The 17,472-nt window shown below is 67.2% G+C and carries 15 protein-coding genes; all 15 read left to right on the forward strand.

The genetic code is table 11. The annotated features are described in order from the left end of the window. Positions 1 to 123 precede the first annotated feature (123 nt). The 15 genes from AC1D1F_RS04580 to xylB all read left to right on the forward strand — a co-directional run bounded on the left by AC1D1F_RS04580 (position 124) and on the right by xylB (position 17,396). Positions 124 to 891 carry an SDR family NAD(P)-dependent oxidoreductase gene (locus tag AC1D1F_RS04580; protein WP_477696071.1) on the forward strand — a complete coding sequence of 256 codons (768 nt, stop codon included), beginning with the start codon at positions 124 to 126 and terminating at the stop codon, positions 889 to 891. Continuing rightward, positions 888 to 1,889 carry an NAD-dependent epimerase/dehydratase family protein gene (locus tag AC1D1F_RS04585; RefSeq protein ID WP_477675723.1) on the forward strand — a complete coding sequence of 334 codons (1,002 nt, stop codon included), beginning with the start codon at positions 888 to 890 and terminating at the stop codon, positions 1,887 to 1,889. The genes AC1D1F_RS04580 and AC1D1F_RS04585 overlap by 4 nt, the downstream gene beginning before the upstream one ends. Positions 1,890 to 1,986: 97 nt before the next feature. Beyond that, positions 1,987 to 2,964 (forward strand): ABC transporter substrate-binding protein, encoded by a 978-nt coding sequence (locus AC1D1F_RS04590; RefSeq protein WP_477680799.1) that lies wholly within the window; start codon positions 1,987 to 1,989, stop codon positions 2,962 to 2,964. Between the two features lie 168 nt (positions 2,965 to 3,132). Continuing rightward, the gene (locus AC1D1F_RS04595; protein WP_477675721.1) at positions 3,133 to 4,236 is read left to right on the forward strand and encodes a sugar ABC transporter substrate-binding protein; all 1,104 of its coding nucleotides are present in this window, start codon (positions 3,133 to 3,135) and stop codon (positions 4,234 to 4,236) included. 11 nt (positions 4,237 to 4,247) lie between these two features. After that, positions 4,248 to 5,798, forward strand: a complete 1,551-nt coding sequence (locus AC1D1F_RS04600) for a sugar ABC transporter ATP-binding protein (protein WP_477675720.1) — start codon at positions 4,248 to 4,250, stop codon at positions 5,796 to 5,798. Continuing rightward, complete coding sequence (locus AC1D1F_RS04605; protein WP_477675719.1) at positions 5,795 to 6,781, forward strand: ABC transporter permease; 987 nt, start codon at positions 5,795 to 5,797, stop codon at positions 6,779 to 6,781. The genes AC1D1F_RS04600 and AC1D1F_RS04605 overlap by 4 nt, the downstream gene beginning before the upstream one ends. Further along, complete coding sequence (locus AC1D1F_RS04610) at positions 6,781 to 7,782, forward strand: ABC transporter permease (RefSeq protein WP_477675718.1); 1,002 nt, start codon at positions 6,781 to 6,783, stop codon at positions 7,780 to 7,782. Before AC1D1F_RS04605 ends, AC1D1F_RS04610 begins: the two co-directional genes overlap by 1 nt. Before the next feature lie 26 nt (positions 7,783 to 7,808). Continuing rightward, the gene (locus tag AC1D1F_RS04615) at positions 7,809 to 8,765 is read left to right on the forward strand and encodes an SMP-30/gluconolactonase/LRE family protein (protein ID WP_477675717.1); all 957 of its coding nucleotides are present in this window, start codon (positions 7,809 to 7,811) and stop codon (positions 8,763 to 8,765) included. Between the two features lie 117 nt (positions 8,766 to 8,882). Beyond that, a complete protein-coding gene (gene xylA / locus AC1D1F_RS04620) occupies positions 8,883 to 10,208 on the forward strand; it encodes a xylose isomerase (protein WP_477675716.1) in 1,326 nt (441 codons plus the stop codon). 22 nt (positions 10,209 to 10,230) lie between these two features. Then, positions 10,231 to 11,715 (forward strand): sugar ABC transporter ATP-binding protein, encoded by a 1,485-nt coding sequence (locus AC1D1F_RS04625; protein ID WP_477696070.1) that lies wholly within the window; start codon positions 10,231 to 10,233, stop codon positions 11,713 to 11,715. A gap of 4 nt (positions 11,716 to 11,719) precedes the next feature. Then, positions 11,720 to 12,709 carry an ABC transporter permease gene (locus AC1D1F_RS04630; RefSeq protein ID WP_477675742.1) on the forward strand — a complete coding sequence of 330 codons (990 nt, stop codon included), beginning with the start codon at positions 11,720 to 11,722 and terminating at the stop codon, positions 12,707 to 12,709. Between the two features lie 55 nt (positions 12,710 to 12,764). After that, entirely contained in the window at positions 12,765 to 13,727 is a 963-nt protein-coding gene (locus tag AC1D1F_RS04635) for an ABC transporter substrate-binding protein (protein ID WP_477675714.1), read from the forward strand. A gap of 7 nt (positions 13,728 to 13,734) precedes the next feature. Next, positions 13,735 to 14,760: a sugar phosphate isomerase/epimerase family protein gene (locus AC1D1F_RS04640; RefSeq protein ID WP_477675713.1), complete on the forward strand. Its 1,026-nt coding sequence runs from the start codon at positions 13,735 to 13,737 to the stop codon at positions 14,758 to 14,760. After that, positions 14,757 to 15,908, forward strand: a complete 1,152-nt coding sequence (locus AC1D1F_RS04645) for a Gfo/Idh/MocA family protein (RefSeq protein ID WP_477675712.1) — start codon at positions 14,757 to 14,759, stop codon at positions 15,906 to 15,908. Before AC1D1F_RS04640 ends, AC1D1F_RS04645 begins: the two co-directional genes overlap by 4 nt. Before the next feature lie 3 nt (positions 15,909 to 15,911). Beyond that, complete coding sequence (xylB, locus tag AC1D1F_RS04650) at positions 15,912 to 17,396, forward strand: xylulokinase (protein ID WP_477675711.1); 1,485 nt, start codon at positions 15,912 to 15,914, stop codon at positions 17,394 to 17,396. Positions 17,397 to 17,472 lie beyond the last annotated feature (76 nt).

Raw genomic sequence — 17,472 nt, forward strand, 5'->3', positions numbered from 1 at the left:
GGCGCACCCGCTAGCATCGCCACTCTGCTTGTCGCGGTGGGGGCACTCCTCCCATCGCGTAAAGGCGCGCCCTCCCTGTGCGCGAAACGGAAAACGGCTTCCAGGAAACCAACGAGGAAATCGATGACTGAGCCAACCCGCTACCCGAGTCTCAACGGCAAGAGTGTGCTCATCTCCGGCGGCGCCACGGGGATAGGCGCTTCCCTGGTGGAGCATTTCGCCGCGCAAGGCGCCCGGGTGGGGTTTGTCGACATCGACACGGAAGGTGCCCTGGCTTTGCTGGCCAGGCTCGAAGGTGAAGGGCTGCGCGGCGTGCATTTCGAGGAATGCGATGTGACGGACATCCCCCGCCTGCGCGGCGCCATAGGCGCGCTGCGCCAGCGCATAGGTCCCATCCAGGTGCTGGTGAACAACGCGGCGAATGACCAGCGCCACCTGATTGAAGAGACCACGCCCGAGTCATGGGATGCCGGCGTGGCGGTAAACCTCAAGCACTACTTTTTCGCCGCGCAGGAGGTTTTCAAGGACATGAAAGCCCTGGGCGGGGGGGCCATCATCAATTTCGGCTCGGTGAGCTGGATGGTCAAGACGGGCGGCATGCCGGTGTACACCACCTGCAAGGCCGCGGCCCAGGGACTCACCCGAAGCCTTGCGCGCGACTTCGGCCCGCATCGCATCCGCGTCAACACGGTGGTCCCGGGATGGGTCATGACCGAAAAGCAGGTCCGGCTGTGGGTGACGCCGCAAGCGAAGATCGAACTGGCGAAGGCGCAGTGCCTGCCCGGCGAACTGGCGCCCAGCGACCTGGCGCGCGCCGTGCTCTTTCTCGCCTCCGATGACAGCAGCATGATGACCGCGCAAGACCTGGTCGTCGACGGTGGCTGGACATGAACGCTCCGGCGGCGCGCGATCTCATCCTGGTGACGGGCGCGACCGGAAAAGTCGGGCGAGCCTTCATCGAGCGCCTGCTGGGCGATGCGCGTTACGACCGGTTCCGGCTTCGCGCGCTGTGCCACAAGCGGACCTTGCCTCCGCATCCCCGGGTCGAATCGGTGCAGGGCTCCATCCAGCATAAAGACGACGTTCGCCGCGCGCTGGAAGGCGCCACGCATGTGCTGCATCTGGCGACCAGCAAGGAGACGCCGGACGATGTGATGGACGTGGCGGTCAAGGGCATGTTCTGGCTGCTCGAGGAGTGCCGCGCCAGCAGCACATTCCGCCAGTTCCTGCTGGTGGGCGGAGATGCCGCGGTCGGCCACTTCTACTATCCGCACAGCGCGCCCGTCGTCGAGAGCCAGCCGCACAGCGCCTACCCGGGATGTTATGCCCTGTCCAAGGTGCTCGAGGAAGTGATGCTGGAGCAATACCAGATCCAGTACGGGCTCGACGGCTGCTGCCTGCGCGCGCCCTGGATCATGGAAAAAGACGATTTCCGCTATACCTTGTCCTTCGGCGACGACGTGTTCGGCGGTCCCCGCTGGCAAGAGCTGGTGGGGGCGGCGAGGGCGCGGGACTACGTGGCCTCCGAGGCCGTCCCGGTGATGCTGGATCCGCAAGGCAAGCCGGTGAAGCGCAACTTCGTGCATGTGGACGATCTGGTGGAGGCGCTTTTGCTGGCGCTCGATGCGCCGCAGGCCAGGCACCAGCGCATGAACGTCTGCATGGACGAGCCCGTCGATTACGGGGCGCTGGGCGACTACCTGGCGCGCACGCGCGGAGCGCCGCTGGTTCCCGTGCCCACCCCCTACCACTCGACCTGGCTGGACAACAGCAAGGCGAAATTTCTCCTGGGCTGGCGCCCGCGCTACGACATGGCGCGGCTGGTGGAGGCCGCATGGGCCTACCAGCGTTCGGCCGAGGAACCCCGGGTCGTCTGGTATCCCGGATAGGAACACCGGCTCCGCCCGTTGCCGCACCGGGAGGAGCAGGGAAGGGAAGCCTCGAGTGCCGGCGCGCTTTGACCAAACCAATATCAGGAGACAAGACATGAGACTTCTTAAGCGACGCACATTCACGGCAGCACTGGCCGGCGCCGGCCTCGCGCTGGCATGGAGCCCGTTTGCCCGGGCCCAGGCCGCTGGCAAGAAACTGGTGATCGGCTTTGCCCAGACGGGCGCCGAGAGCGAATGGCGCACCGCCAATACCGACTCGGTCAAAGCCGCGGCCAAGGCGGCCGGCTACGAATTGAAGTTTTCCGACGCGCAGCAGAAACAGGAGAACCAGATCAAGGCGATCCGCTCCTTCATCACCCAGAAGGTGGACGTCATCATTCTCGCGCCGCTCGTCACGACAGGCTGGGACACCGTGCTCAAGGAGGCCAAGGCCGCGAAGATTCCCGTGATCCTGGAGAGCCGCAACGTGGTGGTGAAAGACCCGTCCACCTGGACCACTTTCATCGGTTCCGACTTCGTCGAGGAAGGCCGCCGGGCGGCGCAATGGCTTCTGGACAACACGAAGAGCACCACGGGGCCCGTCAACATCGTCGAGCTCCAGGGAACGGTCGGCTCAGACCCCGCGATCGACCGCAAGAAGGGATTCGACGAAGTCATCAAGGGGAACTCGCGCTACAAGGTCATCCGCTCCCAGACCGGCGACTTCACGCGCGCCAAAGGCAAGGAAGTGATGGAGGCCTTCCTGAAGGCCGAGGGCAAAAAGATCAATGTGCTGTACGCGCACAACGACGACATGGCCATAGGCGCGATCCAGGCCATCGAGGAGGCGGGCCTCAAGCCCGGCAAGGACATCCTCGTCATCGGCGTCGACGCCGTGAAGGGCGCTTTCGAAGCCATGGTGGCAGGGAAGATGAACGTGAGCGTGGAGTGCAATCCGCTTCTGGGCCCGCAGCTGATGGAGGCGTCGGCGAAGGCCGCCGCCGGCCAGCCGCTGCCACGCTGGATCAAGACGATCGAAGGTGTATTCCCGGCCGAAGTCGCGGCCAAAGAGTTTCCCAACCGCAAGTACTAGTGAAAGTACTAGTGAAAGAACCAGTGAAGGACCAGCGAAACGGTTTTGCATTCGTAGGGTGACGAGAAAGCGGCTGGCCTGGAAGTCGCGGCCCATTACGACCAACCCGCGCGGTTTCGCGATCGCGCGCATGCCGACAGGCCGGCAAAAAACGAGCAGGAGACAGCAATGCATACAAGACGAGACATCCTTGCCGCAAGCGCGGGCGCAGCACTGGCGGGTATCGCGGGAGCGGCGGGCGCGCAGACCTACGAGCCCGGCTGCTTCAAGCCTTTTGCCGCCAGCACCAAGACCATCCAGTACCCCGCCAAGAAAGGCCCCTACCGCATCGCCCTGGCCAACGGCTACGCGGGAAACAGCTGGCGTATCCAGATGATCAAGTCGCTCAAGGCTTATGCGGCGACGCCCGAGATGAAGCCCCACATCAAGGAGCTGAAGGTGGTTTCCACCGGCACCGACGTCGCCGCGCAGCTGGGCGCCGTCGACAACTTCATCAATGCGGGCTTCGACGCCATCCTCACCATCGCGGTGTCGCCCACGTCCTTCAAGCCGGTGATCAAGCGCGCCAAGGACGCGGGTGTGGTGCTGATCCCCTTCGACAACGTGCTGGACACCGACGAGGTGATCCAGGTCAACGAGGACCAGCTCGAGATGGGCCGCCTCATGGGGCGATGGCTGGAGAAAAACGGCGTCACCAGCGGCAAGGTGCTCGAAATCCGCGGGCTGCCCGGAAACTCGGTCGACCGCGACCGGCACCTGGGTTTTCGCGAGATCATGGAAAAGCACAAGGGCATCCAGATCGTCGAGGTGGTCGGCAACTGGGACGACGGCACGTCCCAGAAAGTGGCGGCGGACGCCATCGCCGTGCACGGCCGCTTCAACGGCATCTACACCCAGGCCGGCTCCAACGGCACGGTGCGTGCGCTCATCGAGGCTAAACATCCCTTCGTGCCTATCGGCGCCGAGGGCGAGAACGGCTTTCGCAAGATGGTTTATGCGCACCACAAGGACGGCCTCAAGGGCGCCTCGGCCGCGCAGTCCCCCGGCCTGGTGGCCGTGGCGCTGAAGGCGGCCATCGCCGCGCTGCAGGGACAGAAGCTGCCCCAGTACATCTCGGTGCCCATCCCCTACGTGGAATACCAGCAGATGGAGCCGGGAAAGAACTTCTATCCCGATCTGCCGGACACCTTTTATGTGGCCAATGAGTTCCCGCCGTGCAACATCAACATCACGGCGCCGGACATCATGAAACAGAGCGAAGGCAACACCTGAGGGAAGCCGCCATGCCCGAGGCCTTGCTGCAGCTCCAGGGAATCTCCAAGCGCTATGCGGGCGTGCGCGCGCTGGACGGCGCGGACCTCACCTGCCACGCCGGTGAAATCCATGCTGTGCTCGGTGAAAACGGCGCGGGCAAGTCCACGCTGATCAAGGCCATCGCCGGCGTGGTGCAGCCCGATGCCGGCCGCATCCTCATGGAGGGGGCCGAGCTGCGCCTGGTTTCGCCGAACGTGGCCCGCGACCACGGGATCGCCTGCGTGTTCCAGGAGTTGTCCCTGGTGCCTGACCTCTCGGTGGCGGAGAACATCTTCCTGGCGCGGCCGCCGCGCCGGCGCGGGCTGATCGACGCCAAGGCCCAGCAAGAGCAAGCCGTGGCCTTGCTGGAAATGCTGGGCTGCGGCGACATCCATCCCAAGGAGCGCGTGCGCGACCTGCCGCTTTCCAGGCGCCAGCTGATCGAGATCGCCAAGGCGCTGAGCCTGCGGCCGCGGCTGCTGATCCTCGATGAGGCGACCTCCGCCTTGAGCGGCGAGGACGTGGAGCGGCTCTACAAGCTGCTGTTCCAGCTGCGGGCAGGCGGTGTGGGCTGCCTGTTCATTTCACACCGCATGCATGAGGTCAAGGCGCTGGCCGATACCTGCTCGGTGTTTCGCAGCGGCCGGCGCGTGGACACTTTCCCCAGCGGAAGCCGCTCCGATGAGGAGGTGGTGCAGCTGATGATAGGCCGCGATGTCGCCAAGTCCTATCCGCCGAAAACCGGTCCCGCGCCCTGGGCCCAGCCCGCCATCAGCGTGGAGGGCCTGAGCTGGCCCCCCGAGCTGCACGACATCTCGCTGGAGATCAAGGCCGGCGAAATTGTCGGGCTGGGAGGGCTGGACGGCCAGGGCCAGCGCGAACTGCTGCTGGCCCTGTTCGGTGTGCTCAAGGGCGTCCAGGGCAAGGTGGAGGTGTTCGGCGAGCCGCGCGGCCTGGCGCCGCACCGGTGCAGGGATCCGGAGCTGGGCATCGCGCTGATCCCCGAGGACCGCAAGACCGAGGGGCTGATCCTGCCCATGAGCATCCGGGAGAACATGAGCCTGGCCAGCTTGCCGGCGCTCGGTCGCCTGGGCATCCTCAGCGCGGCGGCGGAGCATTCCGCCGTGGCGCGCATGGTGGAGCAGCTGCGCATCAAGATCGGCTCCACGCAGGACGCGGTGCAGACCTTGTCGGGCGGGAACCAGCAGAAGGTGGTGATCGCCAAATGGCTCATGACCCAGCCGCGCGTGCTGCTGCTCAATGACCCGACCCGCGGCATTGACGTGGCCACCAAGCAGGAGCTGTATGCGCTGCTGCGCCGGCTCGCCGCCGAAGGCGTGGCTGTGCTGCTGTATTCCACCGACTACGAGGAGCTGGTCGGCCTGGCCGACCGCGTGCTCATCATGTACGAGGGCCGGATCGCCCGCACGCTGGCCGGCGGCGAGATCAGCGAACACGCGATCGTGGCCTCTTCGCTCAACGTCTCGCTCAACGACTCACCCAACGTTCCCTCCGGCGGCGGGGAGGCCGCCATGGCATGACGCGGCGCGGCGAATGGGCCATGGCATTGCGGCGCAACGGCGGGCCGCTCGCCGCCCTGGCGGTGTTCGTCCTGATGTTCGCGCTGTTCTTGCTGGAGCATCCGCGCTCGATCTCCGTGGCCATCGTGACCACCGCCTCCAACAAGGCGGTGCTGCTGGCCATCGTGGCGATGGCGCAGACCCTGCCTGTCATCACCCGGGGACTGGACCTTTCCGTCGGCATGGTGATGGTGCTGACCGGCTGCCTCGCCTCCACGGTGGTGAATGGTGCGCCCTGGCAGGTGGCCCTGGGCATCGTGCTGGTGCTGGCCTGTGGCGCGGCGGCGGGCGCCATCAACGGCGCCATCGTGGTGTTCGGGCGCCTTCAGCCCATCATCGTCACGCTCGCCACCGGCGCGGTGTACTTCGGCTTTGCGCTGCTGCTGCGGCCCGCGCCCGGCGGCGAGGTCAGCGAGGGGCTGGCGGACGCCCTGACCGGCCGGCTGTTCGGGGTGGTCCCCGCCACCCTGGTCCTGCTGGCCGCGCTGGTCGTGCTGGGGTGGATGCCTTTCAGGCGCACGGTGATAGGGCGCGCGTGTTATGCCGTCGGCTCATCGGAGCAGGCCGCCTACCTTTCCGGCGTTCCGTCCGAGGGCGCCAAATTCCTCGCCTACACCCTCGCCGGGCTGCTGTCGGGCGTCGCCGGGCTGCTGCTGTCGTTGATCGCGCTGTCGGGCGAGGCCAGCGGACCGCAGGCGGGGCTGTACACCCTCAATTCCATCGCGGCGGTCGTGATAGGCGGCACCTCGCTGTACGGCGGCACCGGCGGGATGGTCGGCTCCATCCTCGGCGCCTTCGTGCTGCGCACCATCGGCGACCTGCTCTTCGTCTTCAACGCGCCGGCGCTGTGGCAGCCGCTGTTCGAGGGCCTGATCCTGCTGGGCGCCGTGTGCATAGGCGCGGCGCGCGTGCTGCGCGTGAGAAACCGCCTGGAGCTGTTCTGATGAACGCAAGCGACGTGATCGCCGCACAGCCTTCGTCCGGGGGGGCCGGGAAGCGGCCCCTACGCGCTCTGCAGCGGCTGCTGCTGAACCCGCCCGCCGTGGTCGCGCTGTGCTGCCTGCTGCTACTGCTGGCCGGCAGTGCCGTGAACCGTAATTTCCTGATGCCCACTTACCTGCTGCAGCAGCTGCAGATCGCCGCTTTCCTCGGGCTTGCCGCGGCGGGGCTGATGGCCGTCATCCTGCTGGGCCACATCGACCTGTCCGTGCCGTGGACCATCACCAGCGGCGCCATGATGGCCGCCGCCGCAGGAGCGGCCTTCGGGCCCGGGTGGGCCATTCCCGCCGGCCTGCTTTGTGGCGCGCTGATCGGGCTGGTGAACGGCCTGGGCGTGGCTTTCCTGCGGATTCCCTCGATGATTTTCACGCTAGGCGCGAATGCCGTGCTGCAGGGCCTGATGGTGCTGTACACCGGCGGCCATGCGCCCCAGGACGCGGCCACTCCGCTGATGCGCGACCTGGCAGTGGGCAGGACCGCGGGCTTGCCCAACGCGGTGCTGGCCTGGGCCGCCGTCTCGCTGCTGGTGTACCTGCTGCTGACGCGCACGGCGGCGGGCCGCTACGTCTACGTGATCGGCAACAGCGAGCGCGCCGCCTACCTCAGCGGCGTGCGCACCGCCGCGATGACGGTCGCCTGTTTCGTCGCCTGCGGCACGCTGGCCGCATTCGCGGGCGTGCTGCTGGCCGGGTATTCGGGCAACGCCTACCAGGCCATGGGCGACCCCTACCTGCTGCCGGCGATCGCGGCCGTGGTGCTGGGCGGCACCAACATCCTGGGCGGGCGCGGCAGCTACCTGGGCACGGTCGCCGGTGTGGTATTCATCGTGTTGCTGCAAAGCATGCTGGCGGTCCTGCAGATGCCCGAAGCGGGCCGGCAAATCATTTATGGAGCGCTGATCCTGGTCATGCTGATGCTGTACGGAAGATCGGCCAAAGTGAGGTAAGGTGAGGTAAGTTAAGGCAAGGTGAGATGAGCATGGGTGAACACTACGGCATTCGCGGCGAGTTCCGCCTGCACGACGCGCGCTTTCGCGGCGTGGCGCCGCCCAACGGCTTTGTTGAGAAGCTCTACACCGGCGCGCGCTGGGCCGAAGGACCGGTGTATTTCCCCGCGGGCGATTTCCTGCTGTTCAGCGACATCCCCAACAACCGCATCCTGCGCTGGGTGCCCGATGGCGCCGGGCCCGGATGCGTCGTGGAGTTCCGCAAGCCCTCCAATTTCGCCAACGGCAACACGCGCGACGGCAAGGGCCGCCTGCTCAGTTGCGAGCATGGCACGCGCAGCGTCAGCCGCACCGAACACGACGGGCGCCGTACGGTGATGGCATCCTCGTTCCAGGGCAAGAAGCTCAACTCGCCCAACGACCTGGTGGCCGGGCCCGACGGTGCCTTGTGGTTCTCCGACCCGACCTACGGCATCCTTTCCGACTATGAGGGTTACACGGCGGAGCCTGAATACGGAGGCCGCTACGTGTTCCGCGTCGATCCCGCCAGCGGCCGGGTGGATGCGGCCGCGACCGATTTTGTCCAGCCGAACGGGCTGGCATTCTCGCCTGACGGAAAGCGGCTGTACATCGCGGAATCGGGCGCCTCGCACGACCCCGGGGGGCCGCGCCATATCCGTTCATTCGAGGTGGAAGAAGGCAGGCTGCGCGGAGGCGAAGTGTTCGTCACGGTGGACGCCGGCATCCCGGACGGGCTGCGCGTGGACGCCCTCGGCAATGTGTGGACCAGTGCCGCCGACGGCGTCCACTGCTTCACGCCGCGCGGCGAGTTGCTCGGCAAGATCCTCATCCCGGAGCCTGTGGCCAATCTCGAGTTCGGAGGTCCCCGGGGTAACAGATTGTTCATCACGGCGACCACTTCCTTGTATGCCTGCTACCTGGCGGTGTCCGGCGCCGGCACCCACGCGCCGCGGCCCGGCTGAGTTCACGCCAATTGCTGCGATGCAGAAAGAAATTTCATAAGCCGCGCTCGCCAAATTCGCAAGCTTGCGCGGCGGCGCAAGGGCTAGCATCGCCTCTTTGATTGTTCTGACGCAGACATGACCTCCTTCGAATCCCTACCCCAGGTCCGCTATGAGGGCCCGCAGTCGACAAATCCGCTGGCCTACCGCCATTACGACGCCAAGGCGCGCGTGCTGGGCAAGACGATGGAGCAGCACTTGCGGCTCGCCGTCTGCTACTGGCATACCTTTGTGTGGCCGGGTAACGACGTATTCGGGCAGGGGACCTTCGCACGGCCCTGGCACGTGCCCGGCGACGAACTGACGCTGGCGCGCCGCAAGGCCGACGCCGCCTTCGGCCTGATCTCGCGGCTGGGTGTGCCCTTCTACACCTTTCACGACACCGATGTGGCGCCCGAGGGCGCGAGCCTGGCGGACTACCGCAGCAACCTCTCTGCCGTGGTGGACGTGCTGGCGCAGAAGCAGCAGGAGACGGGCATCCAGTTGCTGTGGGGCACGGCCAACCTGTTCAGCCATCCGCGCTACGCCGCCGGGGCCGCGAGCAATCCCGACCCGGAAGTCTTCGCCTATGCCGCGACGCAGGTTTTCAGCGCGCTCAATGCCGCCCACCGCCTGGGCGGCGCCAACTATGTGATGTGGGGCGGCCGTGAAGGCTACGACACGCTGCTCAACACCGACCTGCGGCGCGAGCGCCGCCAGCTCGGCCGCTTCATGCAGATGGTGGTGGAGCACAAACACAAGATCGGCTTCCAGGGCCAGCTGCTGATCGAGCCCAAGCCGCTGGAACCCACCAAGCACCAGTACGACTACGACAGCGCCACGGTCTATGGTTTCCTCAAGGAATTCGGCCTGGAGCACGAGATCAAGCTGAACATTGAAGCCAACCACGCCACGCTGGCGGGCCACAGCTTCCAGCATGAAATCGCCACGGCCGCTTCGCTGGGCATCTTCGGCAGCATCGACGCCAACCGGGGCGACCCGCAAAACGGCTGGGACACCGACCAGTTCCCCAACAGCGTGGAAGACCTCACCCTGGCGATGTATGAAATCCTGCGCGCCGGCGGCGTCGGCAGCGGCGGCTTCAACTTCGACGCCAAGGTGCGCCGCCAGAGCATGGACCCGGTGGACCTGCTGCATGGGCACACCGGCGCCATCGATGCGCTGGCCCTGGCGCTCAAGAGCGCCGCGCGGCTCATCGAGGCCGGTGAGCTCGAGCGCTTTCGCGCCGAGCGTTATGCCCGCTGGGAGGGCGACCTGGGCCGCGGCATCCTGGGCGGGGACATGAAGCTCAGCGAGGTCGCCGAATATGCCTTTGTCCAGGACATCAGGCCCAAGCCGGTGAGCGGGCGGCAGGAGTGGCTGGAAAACCGCGTGAACGCCGCGATCTTCGATCCGGTCGTCTGAATCACCGGCAGGAGCGCCCAGCATGAACCCGGCCGTCGGCTTTCAGCAGGTGACAAAGCGCTTCGGGCCCGTGCAGGTGCTGCATGGCGTGAGCTTCGCTTTCGCGCCCGGCCGCGTGTACGGTGTGCTGGGCGAGAACGGCGCCGGAAAGTCCACGCTGATGAAGATACTGGCCGGCTACGAGCAGGCCAGCGAGGGTTCGGTGGAGATCGCCGGCCAGGCCGTGAGTTTCCGCGGCCCGCGCGACGCCGAAGCCGAAGGCATCGTGATGATCCACCAGGAGTTCAACCTCGCCGACGACCTGACCATCGCCCAGAACATCTTCCTCGGGCATGAGTTGATACGCCATGGTTTTCTCGACGAGGCAGAGATGGCGCGCCGCGCCGAGGCGGCCATGCGCTCGGTGGGGCTGACCTGCAGTCCCGGCCGGCGGGTGCGCGACCTGATCGTGGCCGAGAAGCAGCTGGTGGAGATCGCCAAGGCGCTGAGCCGCAATGCCCGTGTGCTGGTGATGGACGAACCCACCGCCACGCTCACGCCGTCGGAAACCGATCGCTTGTTCGGCCTGATCGCGCAATTGCGCGACCGGGGCGCCACGGTGCTGTACATCTCGCACAAGCTGGACGAAGTCGAACGCATCACCGATGAGGTGCTGGTCATGCGCGACGGCCGCCTGGTGGCGCAGCGGCTCACGGGCAGCGTGAGCCGGCACCAGATGGCCAGCCTCATGGTGGGCCGTGAACTCAGCGACCTGTTCCCGCCGCGGCAACCCGTGCCGGACGGCGCACAGGTGCTGCTCAAGGTTGAGGGCCTGCAGGTGCCCGGCTGGGCGAAGGACGTGAGCTTCCAGGTGCGCTCCGGTGAGATCCTGGGTTTCGCCGGGCTGGTCGGCGCCGGGCGAACCGAATTGTTCGAGGGCTTGCTGGGCCTGCGCCCGTCGAGCTGCGCGGCGGTGGAGATCACGGGCCGCCCGTGGACGCGGCGCAGCCCGCGCTCGGCCGCGGGCCGGGGGCTGACCTACCTGAGCGAAGACCGCAAGGGCCGCGGCCTGCACCTGCGCATGGGCCTGGCGGAGAACCTCACGCTGATGGCGCTGGAGCAATACGCCCGGCCCTGGCTCAATCCCGCGGCGGAGCGCGCGGCCCTCAAGCAGGCCAGCGAGGCCTTCGGCATCCGCGCCTCGGTCGGTGTGCCGGCCTCGGCGCTGTCCGGCGGCAACCAGCAGAAACTGGCGCTTGCCCGCGTGCTGCAGCCGAAGCCAGAAGTGGTGGTGCTTGACGAGCCCACGCGCGGCGTGGACGTGGGGGCCAAGCGCGACATCTATTTCCTGATCCAGCGCCTGGCCGCCGAGGGCCGCGCCGTGGTCATCGTCTCGTCCGAGCTGCTGGAGCTCATCGGCCTTTGCCACCGCGTCATCGTGATGCGCCAGGGCAGGCTGGCGGCCGAGCTGCCGCAGGACCAACTCACCGAAGAATTGCTGATCGCCCATGCAACTGGAACCCACTAAGCCCATGGCCGGCGCACCGCCGGGGACGATGACCGCGCGCCGGTGGTCCGGCCTGCGCGGCGGCGGCCCGCTGGCGGGCCTGGTCCTGGTGTGCCTGCTCGGCGCCATGCTGAACGAGAACTTCGCCAGCCTGGACAACGTCATGAACGTCCTTACGCGCACGGCCTTCATCGGCATCATCGCCGTGGGCATGTGCTTCGTGATCATCTCCGGCGGCATAGACCTTTCCGTGGGCTCGATGGCGGCGCTGATCGCGGGAACCATGATCCTGCTGATGAACGCCGCCGCGGGCGCCGGCTGGCCGCCGCTGGCCGCCATCCTGGCCGGCATGGCCTGCGCCATCGCGCTGGGTGCGCTGTTCGGCTTGGCCCATGGCCTGCTGATCACCAAGGGACGCATCGAACCCTTCATCGTGACCCTGGGCACGCTGGGTATCTTCCGCGCCTACCTGACTTACTTTTCCAACGGCGGCGCGATCACGCTGGACGGTGCGCTGGCCAGCGCCTACGGCCCGGTGTACTACGGCAGCTGGCTGGGCGTGCCGGTGCCGGTATGGGTTTTCATCGTGGTCGCGCTGCTGGGCGGCCTGATCCTCAACCGGACCGCCTACGGCCGCTACGTGCAGGCCATAGGCTCCAACGAGCAGGTGGCGCGCTACGCGGCTGTGGACGTGGACGGCGTCAAGGTGCTCACCTACATGCTGCTGGGCATCTGCGTGGGTGTTGCCACCGTGCTCTACGTGCCACGCCTGGGGTCGGCCTCGCCGGCCACCGGCCTGCTCTGGGAGCTCGAGGCGATCGCGGCGGTGATCGTCGGCGGCACTGCGCTCAAGGGCGGCGCCGGCAGCATCACCGGCACGGTGATCGGCGCGGTGCTGCTCTCGGTGATCAGCAACATCCTGAACCTCACCAGCATCATCAGCGTGTACCTGAACGCCGCGGTACAGGGCTTTGTGATCATCGCGGTGGCGTTCTTCCAGCGCGGGCGCAAATGATGGATTTCACCACCGGCACTGCCGTTTTTCAGCCAACCCAAAGAGGAGACAAACCATGAAACCGATCACCCAACTACTGGCGGCTGCCGCCGCCGTCCTGGCCTTGCTCGGCGCCGCGCCMGCGGCGCTGGCGCAGAACAAGCCGCACATCGGCGTGTCCATCCCGGCCGCCACCCACGGCTGGACGGGCGGGGTGGTGTACTGGGCCAACCGCACCAAGACGGAACTGGAAAAGCAATACCCCGGCCTGAAGGTCACCGTCAAGACCGCCGGCTCCGCCGCGGAGCAGGCCAACCAGGTCCAGGACCTGCAAACGGCCAACAAGATCGACACGCTGGTCATCCTGCCCTTCGAGTCGGCCCCGCTGACGCAGCCGGTGGCCCAGGTCAAAGGCAAGGGCGTGTACGTGACGGTGGTTGACCGGGGCCTGACCGACCCCAGCGCCCAGGACGCCTACGTCGCGGGCGACAACCCCGGCTTCGGCAAGGTGTCGGGCGAATACCTGGCCAAGGCGCTGGGCGGCAAGGGCAACGTCGTCGTGCTGCGCGGCATCCCGACGGTCATCGACAACCAGCGCGTGGATGCGTTCATGGCCGTGATGAAGGGCCAGCCGGGCATCAAGGTGCTGGACGCCAAGCACGGCAACTGGAACCGCGACGACGCCTTCAAGGTGATGCAGGACTTCCTGACGCGCTTCAAGCAGATCGACGCTGTCTGGGCTTCCGACGACGACATGGCCGTCGGCGTGCAGAAGGCCATCGAGCAGGCCAAGCGCACCGACGTCAAGCTGGTGCTGGGAGGCGCAGGCTCCAAGGACTACATCAAGAAGGTGATGGACGGCGACAAAACCGTGACGGCTGACGTCACCTACTCGCCCAGCATGATCGCCGACGCGATGAAGCTCACCGCGGCCGCGCGCGTCAAGGGCGAGAAGCTGCCGGCCTCCACCATCATCCCCTCGGTGCTGGTGACCAAGGACAATGCCAAGCAATACTATTTCCCCGACTCCCCGTTCTGAGGCAGCCATGGCCAGACCCGTCACACTTTTTACCGGACAGTGGGCCGACCTGCCGCTGGCCGAACTCGCACCCCTGGCGCGCGGCATGGGCTATGACGGGCTCGAGCTGGCCTGCTGGGGCGACCATTTCAACGTGCAGGAAGCGCTGGCGAGCGAAAGCTATGCGAAGGACAAGCGCGCGCTGCTTGAAAAGCACGGCCTGCGCTGTTTCGCCATCGGCAGCCACCTGGTGGGCCAGGCCGTGTGCGACCTGATCGATGAGCGCCACAAGGCCATCCTGCCCGCGCATGTCTGGGGCGACGGCGATCCGGAAGGGGTGCGCCAGCGCGCCGCGCGCGAGATGCAGGACACCGCCCTTGCGGCCGCCAGGCTGGGCGTGAAGGTCGTCACCGGCTTCACGGGCTCGTCGGTCTGGCATTCGCTGTACGCCTTCCCGCCGACCTCGCAGGAGTACTGGGAGCAGGGCTTTCGCGACTTCGCGCAACGCTGGAAGCCCATCCTGGACACCTTCGAGTCCGTGGGCGTGAACTTCGCCCTGGAAGTCCACCCCACCGAGATCGCTTTCGACACCGCCTCGGCGCAGCGCGCCGTGGAAGCCGTGGCGGGGCACAAGCGCTTCGGTTTTAATTTCGACCCCAGCCACCTGGGCTACCAGGGCGTGGACTACGTGAAGTTCCTGCGCACCTTCCATGACCGCATCTACCACGTGCACATGAAAGACGTGTGGTGGGGTAAAGGCGACGGCACCGTGGGCGTGTTCGGCGGGCATACCAGCTTCGGCGATGCGCGCCGCCACTGGGACTTCCGCAGCGTGGGCCGCGGCATGATCGACTTCGAGTCCATCATCGTGGCCCTGAACGACATCGGCTATGCCGGCCCGCTGAGCGTGGAATGGGAGGACAGCCGTATGGACCGGGTCCACGGCGCCACCGAGAGCGCGGCCTACTCCAAGCGCCTGGACTTCAAACCGGCGGCCGGCGCCTTCGACGCGGTCTTCGACAAGGCCAAACAAGGCGGGATGGCCGGATCATGAAAAAGCTGCGTTATGCCATGGTGGGCGGCGGGCAGGGCGCTTTCATCGGCGCCGTGCACCGCAAGGCCATGGCGCTGGATGGGCAGATGGAACTGGTGGCCGGTGCGCTGTCGTCCGATGCTGAGCGCGCGCGCACGTCAGGCCGGGAACTCGGCCTGCGCCCGGAACGCAACCACGGCCGCTGGCAAGACCTGCTGGCCGACGAGCTCAAGCGGCCGGCGCAGGACCGCATCGACTTCGTCTCCATCGTCACGCCCAACCATGTGCACTTCCCGGTGGCGCTCGCCTTTGCCGAGGCGGGCATCCACGTGGTCTGCGACAAGCCGCTGGTGCACAGCAGCGAAGAGGCCCAGGCGCTGGAGCGCGCCGTGCAGCGCAGCGGCTGCGTCTTCGGGGTGACCTACAACTACACCGGCTATCCCATGGTGCGCGAAGCCCGCGAGCTGGTGGCCAAGGGCGCGATCGGCGAAGTGCGCAAGGTCATCGTCGAATACAACCAGGGCTGGCTTGCCACCAACCTCGAAGCAACGGGCCAGAAGCAGGCCGACTGGCGCACCGACCCAGCGCGCAGCGGCCTGGCCGGCGCCATCGGCGACATCGGCTCGCACGCCGAAAACCTGGTGGCGACCGTCACCGGGCTGGAGCTGGACAGCATCTGCGCCGACCTGACGGCCTTTGTGCCCGGACGCCGGCTGGACGACGACGGCAATGCGTTGCTGCGCTTCAGCAACGGCGCCAGGGGGGTGCTCATTGCCTCGCAGATCGAAGTGGGCTGCGAGAACGACCTGCGCCTGCGGGTGTTCGGCACGCAAGGCACGCTGACCTGGCACCAGGAAGAGCCGAACCGGCTCATTCACTCGCCCATCGATGGGCCCGCGCGTGTGCTGACCCGCGGCTCGCCATGGCTGGGCGAGGCCGCGCGCCGCGCCACACGCCTGCCGACCGGCCATCCCGAGGCCTTCCTCGAAGCCTTCGCGAATGTGTACCTCGGCGTGGCCGCGCACATCCGCGCGCTGCAGGCGGGCCTGGCACCGGATCCGCTGGACGCCGACTATCCACGTCTGGCCGATGGCGCGCGCGGCGTGCGCTTCATCGAAAAAGTGGTGGAGTCCGCCGGCAGCCAGGCCAAGTGGACGCCGATGCGCTGACGCATGTTCCTAGGCATCGATCTCGGGACCTCCAGCGTCAAGGCTGTCGTGCTGGACCGCCGGCACCAGGTGCTGGCCGTCGGCACGGCGCCCCTGGCGGTCGACCAGCCGCAGCCGCTGTGGCGCGAGCAGGATCCGGACGCCTGGTGGCAGGCTTGTGATGGCGCCGTCCGGGAAGCGCTGGCCGGCTTGGCGGCGGCGGGGCACAGCCCCGGCGACGTGGAGTGCATCGGCCTGACCGGCCAGATGCACGGCGCAACCCTGATCGATGCGCAAGACCAGGTGCTGCGGCCCTGCATGCTCTGGAACGACGGGCGTTCCGCCGCGGAATGCGGGTTGCTGGAAAGCCAGGTGCCCCGCTCGCGGCAGATCACCGGCAACATGATGATGCCCGGCTTCACCGCGCCCAAACTGTTATGGGTGGCGCGCCACGAGCCGGCGGTGTTCGAGCGGGTGCGCCGCGTGCTCTTGCCCAAGGACTGGCTGCGCTGGCGCATGACCGGCGAATACGCCAGCGACATGTCGGATGCGGCGGGCACGCTGTGGCTAGACGTTGCCAGGCGCGACTGGAGCGACGAGCTGCTGGCGGCCTGCGGTTTGTCGCGCGAGCACATGCCGGTACTGCACGAAGGTCCCGAGGCCACGGGCAAGTTGCGCGCCGACCTCGCGCAGCGCTGGGGCTTGCGCCCCATCCCGGTGGCGGCCGGCGCGAGCGACAACGCCGCCGGCGCGCTCGGCGCCGGCATGTTCCGCCCCGGCGACGCCATGCTGTCGCTGGGCACCTCGGGCGTGGTCTTCGTCGCCACGCGTGAATTCGTCTCCAATCCCGGACAGGCCGTGCACAGCTTCTGCCATGCCTTGCCGCAGGCCTGGCACCTGATGTCGGTCATGTTGTCGGCGGCGTCCTGCCTGGATTTCACCGCCTCGTTGGTTGGCGAGCCCGACGTGGAACGGCTGCTGGCCGAGGCCGAAGCGCGCGGCTTGAGATCGTCCACGCCGCTGTTCCTGCCCTACCTGAACGGGGAACGCACACCGCACAACAACCCGCATGCCCAGGCCGTGTTCTTCGGCCTGAATGCCGGCACCTCACGCGCCGACATGGTCAATGCCACCCTGGAAGGCGTGTGCCACGGGCTGGCCCAGGGCATCGCAGCCTTGCAGGCCACCGGCGCCGGGCTCGAACAGGTCAGCCTGATCGGCGGCGGCTCGCGCAGCGCGTACTGGGCCCAGATGCTGGCCGACGCCACGGGGCTGGAAGTGATACGGCGCGAGGACTCCGCCGTGGGCCCCGCCCTGGGCGCGGCACGGCTGGCCTGGCTTTGCGCGGACAAGGCGGACGCGCAGGACGTCCTCAAGGCGCCCGCGGCATTGGACAGCTTCGCGCCTCGGCCCGCCGAGCAAGCACGATGGAAAGAGCGCGCGGCGCGTTTTGCGTCGCTGTACAACAGTGTTGCGCCTTTGTACGGACCGGGCGCTGCGCCTGGTTGAGCACTTTTTTTTGGAACCCCGCTTCGTTCATTGTGCGGAGGTGAAAGTCACACTGTCAGCCTAGAATCGGTCCGCG

This window comes from Polaromonas sp. P1_H6 (assembly GCF_056405195.1).